26 protein-coding genes are annotated in these 13,794 nt (G+C 64.0%); 1 reads left to right on the top strand and 25 read right to left on the bottom strand.

Going from position 1 to position 13,794, the window contains the following annotated elements:
• Positions 1-200: 200 nt before the first annotated feature.
• The 3 genes from ACFOES_RS12335 to rplO form a co-directional block, all read right to left on the bottom strand.
• Positions 201-851, bottom strand: a complete 651-nt coding sequence (locus ACFOES_RS12335) for an adenylate kinase (RefSeq protein ID WP_377833593.1) — start codon at positions 849-851, stop codon at positions 201-203.
• A complete protein-coding gene (gene secY, locus ACFOES_RS12330) occupies positions 848-2,209 on the bottom strand; it encodes a preprotein translocase subunit SecY (protein WP_377833592.1) in 1,362 nt (453 codons plus the stop codon). Before secY ends, ACFOES_RS12335 begins: the two co-directional genes overlap by 4 nt.
• Before the next feature lie 101 nt (positions 2,210-2,310).
• Positions 2,311-2,799 (bottom strand): 50S ribosomal protein L15, encoded by a 489-nt coding sequence (gene rplO, locus ACFOES_RS12325; RefSeq protein WP_377833591.1) that lies wholly within the window; start codon positions 2,797-2,799, stop codon positions 2,311-2,313.
• A 371-nt stretch (positions 2,800-3,170) separates the two neighbouring features.
• On the opposite strand from rplO, the gene ACFOES_RS12320 reads away from it, so the two are divergent.
• Positions 3,171-3,572, top strand: coding sequence for a hypothetical protein (locus ACFOES_RS12320; protein WP_377833589.1), 402 nt, complete (start codon positions 3,171-3,173; stop codon positions 3,570-3,572).
• 63 nt (positions 3,573-3,635) lie between these two features.
• Here ACFOES_RS12320 and rpmD read toward each other — a convergent pair whose 3' ends face one another.
• The 22 genes from rpmD to ACFOES_RS12210 all read right to left on the bottom strand — a co-directional run.
• Positions 3,636-3,824, bottom strand: a complete 189-nt coding sequence (rpmD, locus tag ACFOES_RS12315; RefSeq protein ID WP_377833587.1) for a 50S ribosomal protein L30 — start codon at positions 3,822-3,824, stop codon at positions 3,636-3,638.
• A 12-nt stretch (positions 3,825-3,836) separates the two neighbouring features.
• Positions 3,837-4,421 carry a 30S ribosomal protein S5 gene (rpsE, locus tag ACFOES_RS12310; protein WP_377833586.1) on the bottom strand — a complete coding sequence of 195 codons (585 nt, stop codon included), beginning with the start codon at positions 4,419-4,421 and terminating at the stop codon, positions 3,837-3,839.
• A gap of 115 nt (positions 4,422-4,536) precedes the next feature.
• The gene (rplR, locus tag ACFOES_RS12305) at positions 4,537-4,896 is read right to left on the bottom strand and encodes a 50S ribosomal protein L18 (protein ID WP_377833585.1); all 360 of its coding nucleotides are present in this window, start codon (positions 4,894-4,896) and stop codon (positions 4,537-4,539) included.
• Positions 4,897-4,907: 11 nt separating this feature from the next.
• Positions 4,908-5,441, bottom strand: a complete 534-nt coding sequence (gene rplF / locus ACFOES_RS12300; RefSeq protein WP_377833583.1) for a 50S ribosomal protein L6 — start codon at positions 5,439-5,441, stop codon at positions 4,908-4,910.
• 11 nt (positions 5,442-5,452) lie between these two features.
• On the bottom strand, positions 5,453-5,851 hold the full coding sequence (gene rpsH / locus ACFOES_RS12295) for a 30S ribosomal protein S8 (RefSeq protein WP_377833582.1): 399 nt from the start codon (positions 5,849-5,851) through the stop codon (positions 5,453-5,455).
• A gap of 10 nt (positions 5,852-5,861) precedes the next feature.
• Positions 5,862-6,167 (bottom strand): 30S ribosomal protein S14, encoded by a 306-nt coding sequence (gene rpsN, locus ACFOES_RS12290; RefSeq protein WP_377833581.1) that lies wholly within the window; start codon positions 6,165-6,167, stop codon positions 5,862-5,864.
• 19 nt (positions 6,168-6,186) lie between these two features.
• On the bottom strand, positions 6,187-6,747 hold the full coding sequence (gene rplE, locus ACFOES_RS12285) for a 50S ribosomal protein L5 (protein WP_377833580.1): 561 nt from the start codon (positions 6,745-6,747) through the stop codon (positions 6,187-6,189).
• Positions 6,747-7,052: a 50S ribosomal protein L24 gene (gene rplX, locus ACFOES_RS12280; protein WP_377833579.1), complete on the bottom strand. Its 306-nt coding sequence runs from the start codon at positions 7,050-7,052 to the stop codon at positions 6,747-6,749. The genes rplE and rplX overlap by 1 nt, the downstream gene beginning before the upstream one ends.
• Positions 7,052-7,420: a 50S ribosomal protein L14 gene (gene rplN / locus ACFOES_RS12275; RefSeq protein WP_035714274.1), complete on the bottom strand. Its 369-nt coding sequence runs from the start codon at positions 7,418-7,420 to the stop codon at positions 7,052-7,054. The genes rplX and rplN overlap by 1 nt, the downstream gene beginning before the upstream one ends.
• A gap of 65 nt (positions 7,421-7,485) precedes the next feature.
• Complete coding sequence (gene rpsQ, locus ACFOES_RS12270) at positions 7,486-7,725, bottom strand: 30S ribosomal protein S17 (protein WP_377833578.1); 240 nt, start codon at positions 7,723-7,725, stop codon at positions 7,486-7,488.
• Between the two features lie 12 nt (positions 7,726-7,737).
• A complete protein-coding gene (rpmC, locus tag ACFOES_RS12265) occupies positions 7,738-7,941 on the bottom strand; it encodes a 50S ribosomal protein L29 (protein WP_377833743.1) in 204 nt (67 codons plus the stop codon).
• Positions 7,942-8,176: 235 nt separating this feature from the next.
• Positions 8,177-8,590: a 50S ribosomal protein L16 gene (rplP, locus tag ACFOES_RS12260; protein ID WP_377833577.1), complete on the bottom strand. Its 414-nt coding sequence runs from the start codon at positions 8,588-8,590 to the stop codon at positions 8,177-8,179.
• A gap of 22 nt (positions 8,591-8,612) precedes the next feature.
• Complete coding sequence (rpsC, locus tag ACFOES_RS12255) at positions 8,613-9,317, bottom strand: 30S ribosomal protein S3 (RefSeq protein ID WP_377833576.1); 705 nt, start codon at positions 9,315-9,317, stop codon at positions 8,613-8,615.
• The gene (gene rplV, locus ACFOES_RS12250; protein WP_377833575.1) at positions 9,317-9,697 is read right to left on the bottom strand and encodes a 50S ribosomal protein L22; all 381 of its coding nucleotides are present in this window, start codon (positions 9,695-9,697) and stop codon (positions 9,317-9,319) included. Before rplV ends, rpsC begins: the two co-directional genes overlap by 1 nt.
• Before the next feature lie 5 nt (positions 9,698-9,702).
• Entirely contained in the window at positions 9,703-9,981 is a 279-nt protein-coding gene (rpsS, locus tag ACFOES_RS12245; protein ID WP_377833574.1) for a 30S ribosomal protein S19, read from the bottom strand.
• 3 nt (positions 9,982-9,984) lie between these two features.
• The gene (rplB, locus tag ACFOES_RS12240) at positions 9,985-10,821 is read right to left on the bottom strand and encodes a 50S ribosomal protein L2 (protein WP_377833573.1); all 837 of its coding nucleotides are present in this window, start codon (positions 10,819-10,821) and stop codon (positions 9,985-9,987) included.
• A 173-nt stretch (positions 10,822-10,994) separates the two neighbouring features.
• Complete coding sequence (locus tag ACFOES_RS12235; RefSeq protein WP_377833572.1) at positions 10,995-11,573, bottom strand: hypothetical protein; 579 nt, start codon at positions 11,571-11,573, stop codon at positions 10,995-10,997.
• 133 nt (positions 11,574-11,706) lie between these two features.
• Positions 11,707-12,003, bottom strand: coding sequence for a 50S ribosomal protein L23 (locus tag ACFOES_RS12230; RefSeq protein ID WP_377833571.1), 297 nt, complete (start codon positions 12,001-12,003; stop codon positions 11,707-11,709).
• Positions 12,000-12,620 (bottom strand): 50S ribosomal protein L4, encoded by a 621-nt coding sequence (gene rplD, locus ACFOES_RS12225; protein WP_377833570.1) that lies wholly within the window; start codon positions 12,618-12,620, stop codon positions 12,000-12,002. The genes ACFOES_RS12230 and rplD overlap by 4 nt, the downstream gene beginning before the upstream one ends.
• The gene (gene rplC, locus ACFOES_RS12220) at positions 12,617-13,345 is read right to left on the bottom strand and encodes a 50S ribosomal protein L3 (protein ID WP_377833742.1); all 729 of its coding nucleotides are present in this window, start codon (positions 13,343-13,345) and stop codon (positions 12,617-12,619) included. Before rplC ends, rplD begins: the two co-directional genes overlap by 4 nt.
• A gap of 15 nt (positions 13,346-13,360) precedes the next feature.
• On the bottom strand, positions 13,361-13,669 hold the full coding sequence (gene rpsJ, locus ACFOES_RS12215; RefSeq protein ID WP_377833568.1) for a 30S ribosomal protein S10: 309 nt from the start codon (positions 13,667-13,669) through the stop codon (positions 13,361-13,363).
• A 55-nt stretch (positions 13,670-13,724) separates the two neighbouring features.
• Positions 13,725-13,794 (bottom strand): EF-Tu C-terminal domain-related protein (locus ACFOES_RS12210; protein WP_209223782.1); only part of this gene is annotated, 70 nt, incomplete at its 5' end.

Genomic DNA, 13,794 nt, shown 5'->3' with positions numbered 1-13,794 from the left:
GTCCTTTCGTCGCGGTTCCGTAACCCCGGAACCTTTTTTCACGAACGAGGCCCGAAACCTGCGGCTTCGGGCCGGCTAACTCACCTTGTCGGGTTCAGGGACCCCGATATGTCAAGATGATTCTCATGCGAGACGCCGTGACCTAAGGGGTTTTGCCCCGGTCGTCAAGGGGCGGCACCGCCGCCCCGCTCACGCGACGCTCACGCTTTGTCGAGCACCTTGGCGATGGCCGCCGCGACGCTGTCGATCTCGGCCAGGCCGTCGATCACGTGCAGGGCGCCCTTGGCGTGGTAATAGCCGATCAGCGGCGAGGTTTTCTTGTAATATTCCATCAGCCGCTGCTTCAGCGCGTCTTCGGTATCGTCGGCCCGGCGGCGCATGTCGGTCGAGCCGCAGACATCGCAGACACCTTCGACCTTCGTCGGCCGGGTGGTGTCGTGATAGACGGCGCCACAATTTCCGCAGGTGTAGCGGCCGGTGATTCGCGCCACCAGCGCCGCGTCGTCGACCCGCATCTCGATCACCGCGTCCAGGCTCTCGCCCATCTTGGCCATCAGCGCCTCGAGCGCATCGGCCTGGCCCAGCGTGCGTGGGAAACCGTCGAAGATGAAGCCGCCGCCATGCGGGCCGGCCAGCTTTTCCTCGATCAGGCCGATGACGATCTCGTCGGTGACGAGGTCGCCGCGATCCATCACCTCGGCGACCTTGCGGCCCATCTCGGTCCCGCTCGCCTTGGCCTCGCGCAGCATGTCGCCGGTCGAGAGCTGGATCATCCCGCGCTCGTCGACCAGCCGCTTCGCCTGGGTGCCCTTGCCGGCGCCCGGCGGTCCGAGAAGGATGATGTTGGTCATCGGCGGGTCGGCGCCTTCTTCGCCCCCGAGCGTTTCTTGCCGCGCAGCTGCGAGCGTTCGAGCAGCCCCTCGTACTGGTGCGCCAGCAGGTGCGACTGGATCTGGTTGACCGTGTCCATCGACACCGAGACCACGATCAGCACCGAGGTGCCGCCGAAGTAGAACGGCACCGCCAGCTTCGAGCGCAGGATCTCGGGCAGCAGGCAGACGAAGGCGAGGTAGGCCGCGCCCAGCACCAGCACACGGTTGACGACGAATTCGAGGTATTCCTCGGTCTTCTTGCCCGGACGGATGCCGGGGACGAAACCGTTCTGGTTCTTCAGGTTGTCGGCCACGTCGCTGACCTGGAAGGCGACGTTATGGGTGTAGAAGAACGAGAAGAACACGATCATCGCGGCGTAGAAGGCCAGGTAGAGCGGCTGGCCGGGGCCGAAATAGGCCAGGATCGTCGACATGATCGGGCCGGTCTGGCTACCCGAGAAGGTCGAGATCGTGGTCGGCAGCAGCAGCAGCGACGAGGCGAAGATCGCCGGGATCACGCCGGCCGGGTTGACCTTGATCGGCAGGTGCGAAGAACCGCCGTCATAGATCTTCATGCCGACCTGGCGGCGCGGGTACTGGATATGGACCTTGCGCAGCGCGCGTTCCATGAACACGACGAAGGCGATCGTCGCCACCACCATGACGAAGACGCCGATGATGACGGCGGGCGAGATCGCGCCCGAGCGGCCCTGGCTGAGGAAGCGGGCCAGCGCGGCCGGGATCTCGGCGACGATGCCGACGAAGATGATCAGCGAGATGCCGTTGCCGATGCCGCGGCTGGTGATCTGCTCGCCCAGCCACATCAGGAACATGGTGCCGCCGACCAGGGTGATGACCACCGCCATCTCGAAATAGAGGCCCGGGTCCTGGGCCAGCGAGCCGGCCTCGAGGCTCTTGGCGATGCCGAAGGCCTGGAAGGTGGCCAGCAGCACCGTGCCGTAGCGGGTGTACTGGTTCATCTTCTTGCGGCCGGCCTCGCCTTCCTTCTTCATCTGGCTCCAGGACGGCACCATGGTCGTCAGCAGCTGGATGATGATCGAGGCCGAGATGTAGGGCATGATGCCGAGCGCGAAGACCCCCATCCGCCGGATGGCGCCGCCGGTGAACATCGACAGCACGCCGCCGAGGCCGGTCTGGGCCTTGTCCATGAACTCGCGCAGCGCGGTGCCGTCGATGCCCGGCACCGGGATGTAGGTGCCCAGGCGGAAGACGATCAGAAGCCCGACAGTGAAGAGGATTCGTTGGCGAAGGTCGGTGGCCTTGCCCAGGGCGCCCCAGCTCAGGTTCGCCGCCATTTGCTCTGCAGCAGATGCCATACCGTCTCTCTTTCATGGCAGCGCCGCCGAGCCGGTTCCCCGGTCGGCGGCGCAGGAAAACTAGGGATGATGTAAGCGGCTTTGGCGCCGCTCACAACCCGTTATTCGGCCGAGGCCTCGGCCGGCGCCGCCGCGACGGTCAGGGTGACCTTGCCGCCGGCTTTCTCGACGGCTTCGACGGCCGATTTCGAGGCGCCCGAGACCGCCAGGTCGATCTTGGCGGTCAGCTCGCCCTTGCCCAGCACGCGGATGCCGTCGCGCTTGCGGCCGGTGACGCCGGCGGCGACGATCGCGTCCTCGGTGATCGGGGCTTTCGCATCCAGCTTGCCGGCGTCGATGAATTTCTGGATCAGGCCGAGGTTGACCACGGCCCAGGTCTTGCGGTTCGGCTTCGAGAAGCCGCGCTTCGGCAGCCGGCGGTAGAGCGGCATCTGGCCGCCTTCATAGCCGTTCAGGGCGACACCCGAGCGGGATTTCTGGCCCTTGATACCACGGCCACCCATCTTGCCCTTGCCCGAGCCCGGGCCGCGCGCGATGCGCTTCTTGCGGGTGACGGCGCCTTCGTTGTCGCGCAGTTCGTGCAGTTTCATGTCGCTTCTCCTTGCCGGATGCGACCCCCAGCGACGGGAGCGGCCGACCACGGCATTTCTTGGTTGCTGAGTCGGGTCCACGCGGGACCACCGGGGGCGTATAGACGGAAGGGGAGCGCGATGCAAGCGGGGTGGCGAAGGGTCCACGCCGACGGGAGGTTCGCGCCCGGCACCGAGGGTGGGCGCACTTCGCGCCCGCCCTGGGGGGCGGGGTCGGGCGCGAACCGGATCGCAAGCGATCCACTATCTACTCACCCGCGTTTCCAACCATCAGCCGACTTGAACTAGACTAGACGCTCACCATATGTAGGCCTCGTCCGCCCGAGCAATTCCGTTGCTCGGGCTTTTCATTTTGTTAGTGAGTACAGCACATGAACTATCTTTTTCCCAATACCAATCTCGAGAAATCCAAGTTTCATCAAAATGGGTGCTCTGAGCAGGTTTGGAAGCACTTCCTCAACTTTGTCGCATTCTGTCATGATGCGGCGACATATCGCGAAGGAATTCTCGAAGCCCGAAAATGCGCGAGGGGCCAGAAAGGGAAGATTTTACGAGACTGGCAACAAGAAGAGGCCAAACTAGAAAGTCGCGAGGGTAGAGCGCGGTTTCGCGCCGCAGAATGCGTGTGGGATATAGAAGAAGCGCTTGTAACTGACTCAGATCGCCTATTGCTGCAACGAATTCTTGAACAGACTGGTCTGGACAAATCACTTCGGTCACACGAGGCGGCAAATTTCTGGTTCTTTGCGGTGAGCGAATTTTCCGCTCCATAGACAAACAAAACGCCCCGGTCCATCCAGACCGGGGCGCTTCAATCTCTCACATCCGAGCCGGGCTCAGCCGCGCTCTTCGATGATCTCCACCAGGTGCGGGATCTTCGCGACCATGCCGCGCACCGCCGGGGTGTCTTCCAGCTCGCGCGTGCGGTTCATCTTGTTCAGGCCCAGGCCCTTCAGCGTCTCGCGCTGGACGGCCGGGCGGCGGATGGGCGAGCCCACCTGCTTGACGACGATGGTTTTAGCCATGCTCCGGGCTCCTTACGCTTCGGCCGGGGCCGCTTCGGCCTCGGCATTGGCTTCGGCCGGCGCCTCGTCCTTCTTGAGGATGTCGGCCACCTTCTTGCCGCGGCGCTGCGCGACCATCCGGGGGCTCGATTCCTTCTTCAGGCCGTCGAGCGTGGCGCGGATCATGTTATAGGGGTTCTGCGAGCCGAGCGATTTCGCCACGACGTCCTGCAGGCCCAGCATCTCGAACACGGCGCGCATCGGACCACCGGCGATGATCCCGGTCCCGGGAACGGCCGTCCGCATCACCACGCGGCCCGCCCCGTGGCGGCCCTCGATGTCGTGATGCAGGGTCCGGCCCTCGCGCAGCGGCACGCGGATCATCGACCGCTTGGCCTGCTCGGTGGCCTTGCGGATCGCTTCCGGCACCTCCTTGGCCTTGCCCTTGCCGAAGCCGACGCGGCCGCGCTGGTCACCGACCACCACGAGCGCGGCGAAGCCAAAGCGCTTGCCGCCCTTCACCGTCTTCGACACACGGTTGATCGCCACCAGGCGATCGGCGAATTCCGGGGTTTCGTCGCGGTCGCGACGGTCCCGGCGGTTGTCTTCTCTTGCCATTCGGCATTCCTTGCTTGGTGGCGCGCTGCGCGCCGTTAGTTCCAATCCTGGTGGGCCACGGCCCAGGCCGCGGGCCCCCGGATCATCGGGGTGGCGCGAACGCCACCCACCGTCTTCAGAACTTCAGGCCGCCTTCGCGGGCCGCGTCGGCCAGGGCCTTGATCTTGCCGTGGTAGAGGAAACCGCCACGATCGAAGTAGCATTCCTCGACACCGGCCTTCTTGGCCCGCTCGGCCAGCGCCGCGCCGACCTTGGCGGCCGCCTCGACGTTGTTCTTGCCGACAACGCCGAGATCCTTCTCGAGCGTCGAGGCCGCGGCCAGGGTGCGGCCGTTGACGTCGTCGATCAGCTGGACGCTGAGGTTCTTCGACGAGCGGTGGACCGACAGGCGCGGACGGCCGGCGGCCATCTTGCGCAGTTTGTTCCGGACGCGCAGGCGGCGCTTGAGGAACAGCTCTCTCTTGGTGTTCGCCATTTTCGCGCCCCTTACTTCTTCTTGCCTTCCTTGCGGAAGATGTATTCGTCCTTGTACTTGATCCCCTTGCCCTTGTAGGGCTCGGGCGCCCGCCACTCGCGAATATTCGCGGCGACCTGGCCGACAAGCTGCTGGTCGATACCTTCCACAATGACTTCGGTCGGTTTCGGGGTGGCCACGGTGACGCCCTGCGGCACCTCGAAGTTCACCTCGTGGCTGTAGCCGAGCGACAGTTTCAGGACATTGCCCTGGGCCTGCGCACGGTAGCCGACACCGCTGATCTCGAGCTCTTTCTTGAACCCGTTGGTCACGCCCTCGACGAGGTTGGCGACCATCGTGCGGCTCATGCCCCATTGCGCGCGGGCGCGCTTGGAGTTGCCGCGCGGGGTCACTTTCACCGCGTCGCCGTCCACCGCGAGGCTGACGTCGTCGGTCGCGGTGAAGCTGCGGGTGCCCTTCGGACCCTTCACTTCGACGGTCTGGCCGGAGAGGGTGGCAGTCACCCCCTTGGGCAGCTCGACCGGTCGTTTTCCAATACGAGACATCCCAGACCTCCTTAGAAGACCGTGCAGAGCACTTCGCCGCCGACATTGGCGGACCGCGCTGCTGCATCCGACATCACGCCCTTGGGCGTGGAGACGATGGAAACACCGAGACCGTTGCGGACCGACGGGATTTCCTTGGCGCCGGCATAGACGCGCCGGCCGGGGGTCGACACCCGCTTGAGTTCGCGGATCACCGGGGTGCCCTCGAAATACTTCAGGCTGATGACCAGTTCGCCCTGGCCATTGGCGGTGTCGTTCTTCTCGTAGCCGCGGATGTAGCCTTCGTCCGCCAGCACGTCGAGCACCCAGGCACGCAGCTTCGAGGCCGGGGTCGACACGGTCGACTTGCCACGCATCTGCGCGTTGCGGATGCGGGTCAGCATATCGCCGATAGGATCGTTCACAGACATCGTGCTCTCCTTACCAGCTCGACTTCACCATGCCCGGGATCTGGCCGAACGAGGCCAGGTCGCGCAGCATGATCCGCGAGAGTTTCAGCTTGCGGTAATACGCATGCGGACGGCCCGTCAGCTGGCAGCGGTTGTGCAGCCGGGTGGGCGACGAGTTGCGGGGCAGTTCCGCCAGTTTCAGACGCGCCTTGAAGCGCTCTTCCATCGGCAGGTCCTGATTGTTCGCGATTTCCTTCAGCGCGGCGCGCTTGGCAGCGTATTGCTTGACCAGGCGCTGGCGCTTCAGTTCGCGTTCGACCATGGATTTCTTAGCCATATCTATCTTCCTCCCGCGCTCAGCTGTTGAACGGCATGTTGAAATGCTTCAACAGCGCCTTCGCTTCCGCGTCGGTATTCGCGGTGGTGCAGATGATGATGTCCATGCCCAGGACTTCATCGACCTTGTCGAACTCGATTTCCGGGAACACGATGTGCTCTTTCAGGCCCATCGCATAGTTGCCGCGGCCATCGAACGAAGTGCCTTTCACGCCGCGGAAGTCGCGGACGCGGGGCAGCGCGATGGTGATCAGGCGATCGAGGAATTCGTACATCCGGTCGCCGCGCAGGGTCACCTTGGTGCCCAGCGGCATGTCTTCGCGGACGCGGAAGCCGGCGATCGACTTCTTCGCCTTGGTGACGACCGCCTTCTGGCCGGCGATCAGCGACAGCTCCTCGGCCGCCTGCTTCACCTTCTTGGTGTCCTTGACGGCCTCGCCGACGCCCATGTTCAGCACGATCTTGTCGAGCTTCGGGATCATCATGTCGTTCTTGTAGGAAAACTCTTCCTTCAGAGCGGCACGGATGGTGTCGGCGTAGAGCGTCTTCAGACGCGGGGTGTAGGTCGCAGCGTCAAGCATCAGATCGCCTCCCCGGTGGTCTTGGCGTAGCGCACCTTCTTGCCGTCTTCCTCGCGGAAGCCGACGCGGGTGGCCTTGCCGTTCTTGTCCAGGATCGCCAGGTTGCTGAGATCGATCGGCATCGCTTTCGGGATGCGGCCGCCCTGGCTGCTCTGGCTCTGACGGGTGTGGCGGATGGCGATGTTCACGCCTTCGACCACGGCCTTGTTCTCTTTCGGGAAGACCGAGACGATCTCGCCCTGCTTGCCCTTGTCCTTACCGGCAAGGACGACGACCTTGTCGCCTTTTTTCAGTTTCGCAGCCATCAGAGCACCTCCGGCGCCAGCGAAATGATTTTCATGAAGTTCTTGGCGCGCAGCTCGCGCACGACCGGCCCGAAGATACGGGTGCCGACCGGTTCGCCCTGGTTGTTCAGGATGACGGCGGCGTTGCGGTCGAAGCGGATCGAGGTGCCGTCTTCACGGCGAACTTCCTTGGCGGTGCGGACGACCACGGCCTTGCGCACGTCGCCTTTCTTCACACGGCCGCGCGGAATCGCTTCCTTGACCGACACCACGATGATGTCGCCCACGGAGGCGTAGCGGCGATGCGAACCACCAAGGACCTTGATGCACTGAACCCGGCGGGCGCCGGAGTTGTCAGCGACATCCAGATTGGTCTGCATCTGGATCATGGGGTTTCTCCCGACCTTTGGGAACCTGTCCCAGGGTTTCGTTCACAACTGAATGGGGGTGCGCCTCAGGCCGAGGCGTCGGTCACCACCGTCCAGCGTTTGCTCTTCGAGACCGGGGCGCATTCCATGATACGCACGGTATCCCCGACCTTGAACTGGTTCTCCGCGTCATGGGCGCGGTACTTCTTCGACTTCCGCACGGTCTTGTGCAGCAGCGGATGCTTGAAGCGGCGCTCGACCGAGACGGTGATCGTCTGGTCGTTCTTGTCGCTCGTCACGGTGCCTTGCAGGATACGTTTGGGCATGTCACGGGCTCCTTAGTTCGCCGCCGCTTCAGCGGCTTTTTGGTTGAGAACGGTCTTCACGCGGGCCACGTCGCGGCGGACCTGGCGCATGCGGGCGGTGTTCTCGAGCTGACCCGTGGCCTGCTGGAAACGCAGGTTGAAGGCTTCTTTCTTCAGCGCCACCAGCTGATCGCGCAGCTGGTCGGGCGTCTTGGTGTTCAGTTCCTGGGCGTTCATCGCCTTTATCCTTTCAACATCACCGGAGGGCCCCAAAACGGTCACCCTGATTCCGGTGGAGGTCGTCGTGAAGGCTGCCACATACATGCGGCGGCCCCGCTTGGCAACCCCTGCGCGGGAATCTTCCTTTTTTTGCCGGGGTTCTCCGGCCGGAGGGCCCCGAAAAACGGCAAGGCCCCCGCGGGATGGTCCCGCGGGGGCCTCGATCTCGTCGGCTCGGGGTTGCCCCCTGACCTTACCAGTCCTCGCGGACGACCACGCGGGTCTTGATCGGCAGCTTCATCGCGGCCAGGCGCAGAGCCTCGCGGGCGATACCTTCGGACACGCCGTCGATCTCGAACATGACGCGGCCGGGCTTGACCTTGGCGGCCCAGAAGTCGACCGAGCCCTTACCCTTACCCATCCGGACTTCGGTGGGCTTCGAGGTCACCGGAGTGTCCGGGAAGATCCGGATCCAGACCCGGCCCTGACGCTTCATGTGACGGGTCAGAGCGCGGCGCGCGGCTTCGATCTGACGGGCGGTGATCCGCTCCGGCTCGACCGCCTTCAGGCCGTAGGTACCGAAGTTCAGGTTGAACCCGCCCTTCGCTTCCCCGTGGATCCGGCCTTTGTGCAGCTTGCGGAACTTCGTGCGTTTCGGTTGCAGCATCGTGTGTCTCCTTCAGGCCGGCTCAGCGCCGCGGCGGACGCGAGGCGCCGCCACTTTCCTGGAGCTCCTGGTTACGCCGGTCGCGGGCCTGCGGGTCGTGCTCCATGATCTCGCCTTTGAAGATCCAGACCTTGATCCCGATGATCCCGTAGGGGGTTTCCCCTTCGGCGTGGGCATAGTCGATATCGGCGCGCAGCGTGTGCAGCGGCACCCGACCCTCGCGATACCATTCGGTCCGCGCGATCTCGGCACCGCCGAGACGGCCGGCCACGTTCACCCGGATACCCTGGGCGCCCATGCGCATCGCGTTCTGCACCGAACGCTTCATGGCGCGGCGGAACGACACCCGGCGCTCGAGCTGCTGGGCGATCGAGTCAGCCACCAACTGGGCGTCGAGCTCGGGCTTGCGGACCTCGACGATGTTGAGGTGCAGCTCGCTGTCGGTGAACTGCGCCAGCTTCTTGCGCAGGGTTTCGATATCGGCGCCTTTCTTGCCGATGATCACGCCCGGACGCGCGGTGTGGATCGTCACCCGGCACTTCTTGTGCGGACGCTCGATCACGACGCGGCTGATGCCGGCCTGCTTGACCTCCTTGAAGATGAACTCGCGCATCTTCAGGTCTTCGAGAAGCAGGTCGCCATACTCGTTCTTGTCGGCATACCAGCGGCTGTCCCAGGTGCGGTTCACCTGCAGGCGCATGCCGATCGGATTGACCTTGTGACCCATTACGCTTGCTCCTCGACTTGGCGAACCTTGATGGTCAGCTCGGAAAACGGCTTGATGATCTTGCCGAACCGGCCACGCGCCCGCGGACGGCCGCGCTTCATGATCAGGTTCTTGCCAACATAGGCCTCGGCCACCACCAGCTCGTCAACGTCGAGCCCGTGGTTGTTCTCGGCGTTGGCGATCGCCGATTGCAGGCACTTGCGGACGTCATCCGAAATGCGCTTCTTCGAGAAGGTGAGGTCGGCCAGAGCCTTGTCGACCTTCTTGCCGCGGATCATAGCAGCCACGAGGTTCAGCTTCTGAGGCGAGGTCCGCAACATGCGGGTCTTCGCCATCGCCTCGTTCTCGGCCACGCGGCGCGGATTCTTTTCCTTACCCATGACGCTTACTTCCTCTTGGCTTTCTTGTCGGCCGCGTGACCGTAATAGGTCCGCGTCGGCGAGTATTCACCGAATTTCTGGCCGATCATCTCTTCCGACACCAGCACCGGGATGTGCTTGTGGCCGTTGTAGACGCCGAACGTCAGGCCCACGAACTGGGGCAGGATCGTCGAGCGGCGCGACCAGATCTTGATGACTTCGTTACGCCCGGATTCGCGCGCTTTCTCGGCTTTCTTCAGCACGTAAGCGTCGACGAAGGGGCCTTTCCAAACAGAGCGTGCCATATGTTAGCGACCCTTCCGTGCGTTGCGCGAGCGGACGATGTACTTGTCCGTCGTCTTGTTCTTGCGGGTCTTGCGGCCCTTGGTGTCCTTACCCCACGGCGTGACCGGCGTACGGCCGCCCGAGGTCCGGCCCTCACCACCACCATGCGGGTGATCGATCGGGTTCATCGCGACACCGCGGACAGAGGGGCGGATGCCCTTGTGGCGGTTGCGACCGGCCTTGCCGAAGTTCTGGTTCGAGTGGTCGGGGTTCGACACGGCACCGATGGTCGCCATGCATTCCTGGCGCACCATGCGCAGCTCGCCCGAGGACAGGCGGATCTGGGCGTAGCCGCCATCGCGGCCGACGAACTGGGCGTAGGTGCCGGCCGAACGGGCCAGCTGGCCGCCCTTGCCGGGCTTCAGCTCGACATTGTGGACGATGGTGCCGATCGGCATGCCCGAAAACGGCATCGCGTTGCCCGGCTTGACGTCGGTCTTGGCGCCCGCGATCACCTGGTCGCCAACGCCGAGGCGCTGCGGCGCGAGGATGTAGGCCTGCTCGCCATCGGTGTAGCGCACCAGAGCGATGAAGGCGGTCCGGTTCGGGTCGTATTCGATCCGTTCCACCGTGGCCGGGACGTCAAGCTTCTTCCGCTTGAAGTCGACGACGCGGTAAAGACGCTTCGCCCCGCCGCCCTTGCGGCGCATCGTAACCCGTCCGGTGTTGTTCCGGCCGCCCGACTTGGTCAGACCCTCGGTGAGGGATTTGACCGGACGCCCTTTCCAAAGCTCCGAACGGTCGATCAGAACCAGCCCACGCTGGCCAGGCGTCGTCGGTTTATACGACTTGAGTGCCATGCTTTCTGTCTTCCGTCTAGCTAACGGCGGGAAGGCCCCGCCTATGTGTTCAGCCCCCCGAAGGTGGCCAGTGGTACAGGCCCCCGCAGGTGCCCAGATACAAAAGTCACAGGCCCCGGAACGAATCCGAGGCCATTGGACTGGCGCGATGTAGCAGGGTTGGCCGGGGGTGTCTATAGGCCGTCGCGCCTAATCACCGAGCCTGGCACGGATTGCGTGCGTGAAGTAGAGACCTCCACCTCCCGTACGCCGTCTTCAGAGAAAAGGCGCAGCAGGCTGGTCAGCGCACCGATTGGGGCAGTTCCGAAATCGACCTCCACATGCCCTTTGGTCAATGTCGCGCTGTGAATGATCTCGGAATAGTGCGTGCCTTCGACATAGCCTTGCCCGTCGAGATCCATCCACTTGTCGAACCACGTCTCAAAACCGTCGACCTGGGCCGGAACCGGCTTCAGATCGAAGGCCATCGCGTCCCAGGACACGCGACCGAAACCCACGCTCATTCCCGCATAAGAGAACGATACACCGCCGGCATAGGCCTTCTCGTTCGGAACGACGTCGATCGCGCCGGTCTTGCCTGCTCTCTTTGCCAGGAAATCGACGACATAAAGATGCTTGAAAGCGGTGCCCGAAACCTCAAACGCGATTTCGGGGTGGAGTTCTTCATATTGTGTCTTCTGCTGCTCGTAGGTGCCTTCGAACTGTATCACGTATTCCGTTCGCAGGTGGTTGAGAAAAGCGGCAAACTCCATCCGATCCCCTTAACACTCGGAAAACTCTTCACTTCGGCATCCACCGCACCAATTTAGCGGCCAGAGCGACACAGGCCAAACGAAAAGGCCCCCGCTTGCGCGAGGGCCTTCCCGATGTCTCAATCCAACCGGATCAGAGGCCGGTGGTCACGTCGATGGTGTTGCCCTCTTCGAGCGTGACATAGGCCTTCTTGACGTCGGCGCGGCGGCCGAGCTGGCCGCGAAACCGCTTTTGCTTGCCCTTGGTGACGGTGGTGTTGACCGCCTTCACCTTGACGCCGAAGAGGTTTTCCACCGCTTCCTTGATCTGGGGCTTGTTGGCGTCGATCGCCACTTCGAAGACGACGGCATTGGCCTCCGAGGCCATGGTCGCCTTCTCGGTGATGACCGGCTTGCGGATCACGTCGTAGTGTTCGGGTTTCGTGCTCATTTCAGACGAGCCTCCAGCGCTTCGACACCCGCCTTCGTGAGCACCAGGGTGTCACGCTTGAGGATGTCATAGACGTTCGCCCCCATCGACGGCAGCACATCGATGCCCTCGATGTTGCGCGCGGCGCGGGCGAAGTTCTCGTTGACCTCGGCGCCATCGATCACCAGGACGCGCTTCCAGCCCAGCTCCTTGGCGGCTTTCGCCAGGGTGCCGGTCTTGGCGTCGGCCATCGCGGCCTCGTCCAGGATCACCAGGTTGCCGGTGCCCGCCTTGGCCGACAGCGCGTGCTTCAGACCCAGCGCCCGGAACTTCTTGGGCAGGTCGTGGGCATGGCTGCGCGGGGTCGGGCCCTTGTAGGTGCCGCCGTGACGGAAGGTCGGCGCCTTCTTGGAACCGTGGCGGGCGCCGCCGGTGCCTTTCTGGCGATAGATCTTCTTGGTCGAGTAGGACACGTCCGACTTGCCCAGCACCGAGTGGGTGCCGGCCTGGGCCCGGGCCCGCTGCCACCGCACCACGCGGTGCAGGATGTCGGCGCGCGGCTCGAGGCCGAAGACCTCGTCGGCCAGGTCGATCGTGCCCGCCTTCTTGGCGTCGAGCTTGATCACATCAAGTTTCATTCCTCGCCTCCTTCAGCGGGGGCTTCAGCAGCGGCATCCGCCGCGGCCGCGGCCGAGCGCAGGGCCGCCGGCAGCGCGACACCTTCGGGCGCGGGCTTTTTGACCGCGTCCTTGATCGTGACCCAGCCGCCTTTCGAGCCGGGAACCGCGCCCTTGACCATGATCAGGCCGCGATCGGCATCGGTGCGCACGACCTGCAGGTTCTGCGTGGTCACCCGCGCCGCGCCCATGTGGCCGGCCATCTTCTTGCCCTTGAACACGCGGCCCGGGTCCTGACACTGACCCGTCGAGCCGTGCGAGCGGTGGCTGATCGACACGCCGTGCGAGGCGCGCAGACCGCCGAAGTTGTGCCGCTTCATGGCACCGGCGAAGCCCTTACCGATCGAGGTGCCGGCGATGTCGACATACTGGCCTTCCAGGTAGTGGTCGGCCGTGATCTCTTCACCCACTTCGATCAGGTTCTCGGGGCTGACCCGGAACTCGGTCACCTTGCGCTTGGGCGCCACGTTCGCCTTGGCGAAGTGGCCGCGCATGGCGGCGGTGGTCCGCTTGGCCTTGGCCGAACCCGCGCCGAGCTGAACGGCGGTGTAGCCATCCTTCTCGGCCGTGCGCTGCGCCACGACCTGCAGATTGTCGAGCTGGAGGACGGTCACGGGAATCTGCTTCCCGTCCTCCATGAACAGCCGGGTCATGCCCAGCTTCTTGGCGATAACTCCAGAGCGCATCTCTCTCATGCCCCCTTACACTTTGATCTCGACGTCCACGCCGGCCGCGAGGTCGAGCTTCATCAGCGCGTCCACGGTCTGCGGGGTCGGTTCGACGATGTCGAGAAGCCGCTTGTGGGTCCGGATTTCCCACTGGTCGCGCGACTTCTTGTCGATGTGAGGCCCACGGAGAACCGTGAACTTCTCGATTTTGTTCGGCAGCGGGATCGGCCCGCGCACCTGCGCGCCGGTCCGCTTGGCCGTGTTCACGATTTCCTGCGTGCTGGCGTCCAGCACGCGGTAATCGAAGGCCTTGAGCCGGATGCGAATGGTTTGACCTTGCATGTATCTGCCCTCGGGCTGGTGGTGGGGCGGGGGGCGGTCCCCCGCCCTCCTCCGATTATTCGATGATTTTCGAGACGACGCCGGCGCCAACCGTGCGGCCGCCTTCACGGATGGCGAAGCGGAGC

It is taken from the genome of Acidimangrovimonas pyrenivorans, from assembly GCF_042643245.1.
Classification (GTDB): Bacteria; Pseudomonadota; Alphaproteobacteria; order Rhodobacterales; family Rhodobacteraceae; genus Acidimangrovimonas; species Acidimangrovimonas pyrenivorans.
This window is presented reverse-complemented; position numbering and strand designations above follow the sequence as displayed.

Coding starts and splice junctions, on each gene's coding strand:
- ACFOES_RS12335 (WP_377833593.1), bottom strand. CDS start 851: ATGACCAACATCATCCTTCTCGGACCGCCGGGCGCCGGCAAGGGCACC.
- secY (WP_377833592.1), bottom strand. CDS start 2,209: ATGGCATCTGCTGCAGAGCAAATGGCGGCGAACCTGAGCTGGGGCGCC.
- rplO (WP_377833591.1), bottom strand. CDS start 2,799: ATGAAACTGCACGAACTGCGCGACAACGAAGGCGCCGTCACCCGCAAG.
- ACFOES_RS12320 (WP_377833589.1), top strand. CDS start 3,171: ATGAACTATCTTTTTCCCAATACCAATCTCGAGAAATCCAAGTTTCAT.
- rpmD (WP_377833587.1), bottom strand. CDS start 3,824: ATGGCTAAAACCATCGTCGTCAAGCAGGTGGGCTCGCCCATCCGCCGC.
- rpsE (WP_377833586.1), bottom strand. CDS start 4,421: ATGGCAAGAGAAGACAACCGCCGGGACCGTCGCGACCGCGACGAAACC.
- rplR (WP_377833585.1), bottom strand. CDS start 4,896: ATGGCGAACACCAAGAGAGAGCTGTTCCTCAAGCGCCGCCTGCGCGTC.
- rplF (WP_377833583.1), bottom strand. CDS start 5,441: ATGTCTCGTATTGGAAAACGACCGGTCGAGCTGCCCAAGGGGGTGACT.
- rpsH (WP_377833582.1), bottom strand. CDS start 5,851: ATGTCTGTGAACGATCCTATCGGCGATATGCTGACCCGCATCCGCAAC.
- rpsN (WP_377833581.1), bottom strand. CDS start 6,167: ATGGCTAAGAAATCCATGGTCGAACGCGAACTGAAGCGCCAGCGCCTG.
- rplE (WP_377833580.1), bottom strand. CDS start 6,747: ATGCTTGACGCTGCGACCTACACCCCGCGTCTGAAGACGCTCTACGCC.
- rplX (WP_377833579.1), bottom strand. CDS start 7,052: ATGGCTGCGAAACTGAAAAAAGGCGACAAGGTCGTCGTCCTTGCCGGT.
- rplN (WP_035714274.1), bottom strand. CDS start 7,420: ATGATCCAGATGCAGACCAATCTGGATGTCGCTGACAACTCCGGCGCC.
- rpsQ (WP_377833578.1), bottom strand. CDS start 7,725: ATGCCCAAACGTATCCTGCAAGGCACCGTGACGAGCGACAAGAACGAC.
- rpmC (WP_377833743.1), bottom strand. CDS start 7,941: ATGAACGCCCAGGAACTGAACACCAAGACGCCCGACCAGCTGCGCGAT.
- rplP (WP_377833577.1), bottom strand. CDS start 8,590: ATGCTGCAACCGAAACGCACGAAGTTCCGCAAGCTGCACAAAGGCCGG.
- rpsC (WP_377833576.1), bottom strand. CDS start 9,317: ATGGGTCACAAGGTCAATCCGATCGGCATGCGCCTGCAGGTGAACCGC.
- rplV (WP_377833575.1), bottom strand. CDS start 9,697: ATGGGTAAGGAAAAGAATCCGCGCCGCGTGGCCGAGAACGAGGCGATG.
- rpsS (WP_377833574.1), bottom strand. CDS start 9,981: ATGGCACGCTCTGTTTGGAAAGGCCCCTTCGTCGACGCTTACGTGCTG.
- rplB (WP_377833573.1), bottom strand. CDS start 10,821: ATGGCACTCAAGTCGTATAAACCGACGACGCCTGGCCAGCGTGGGCTG.
- ACFOES_RS12235 (WP_377833572.1), bottom strand. CDS start 11,573: ATGGAGTTTGCCGCTTTTCTCAACCACCTGCGAACGGAATACGTGATA.
- ACFOES_RS12230 (WP_377833571.1), bottom strand. CDS start 12,003: ATGAGCACGAAACCCGAACACTACGACGTGATCCGCAAGCCGGTCATC.
- rplD (WP_377833570.1), bottom strand. CDS start 12,620: ATGAAACTTGATGTGATCAAGCTCGACGCCAAGAAGGCGGGCACGATC.
- rplC (WP_377833742.1), bottom strand. CDS start 13,345: ATGCGCTCTGGAGTTATCGCCAAGAAGCTGGGCATGACCCGGCTGTTC.
- rpsJ (WP_377833568.1), bottom strand. CDS start 13,669: ATGCAAGGTCAAACCATTCGCATCCGGCTCAAGGCCTTCGATTACCGC.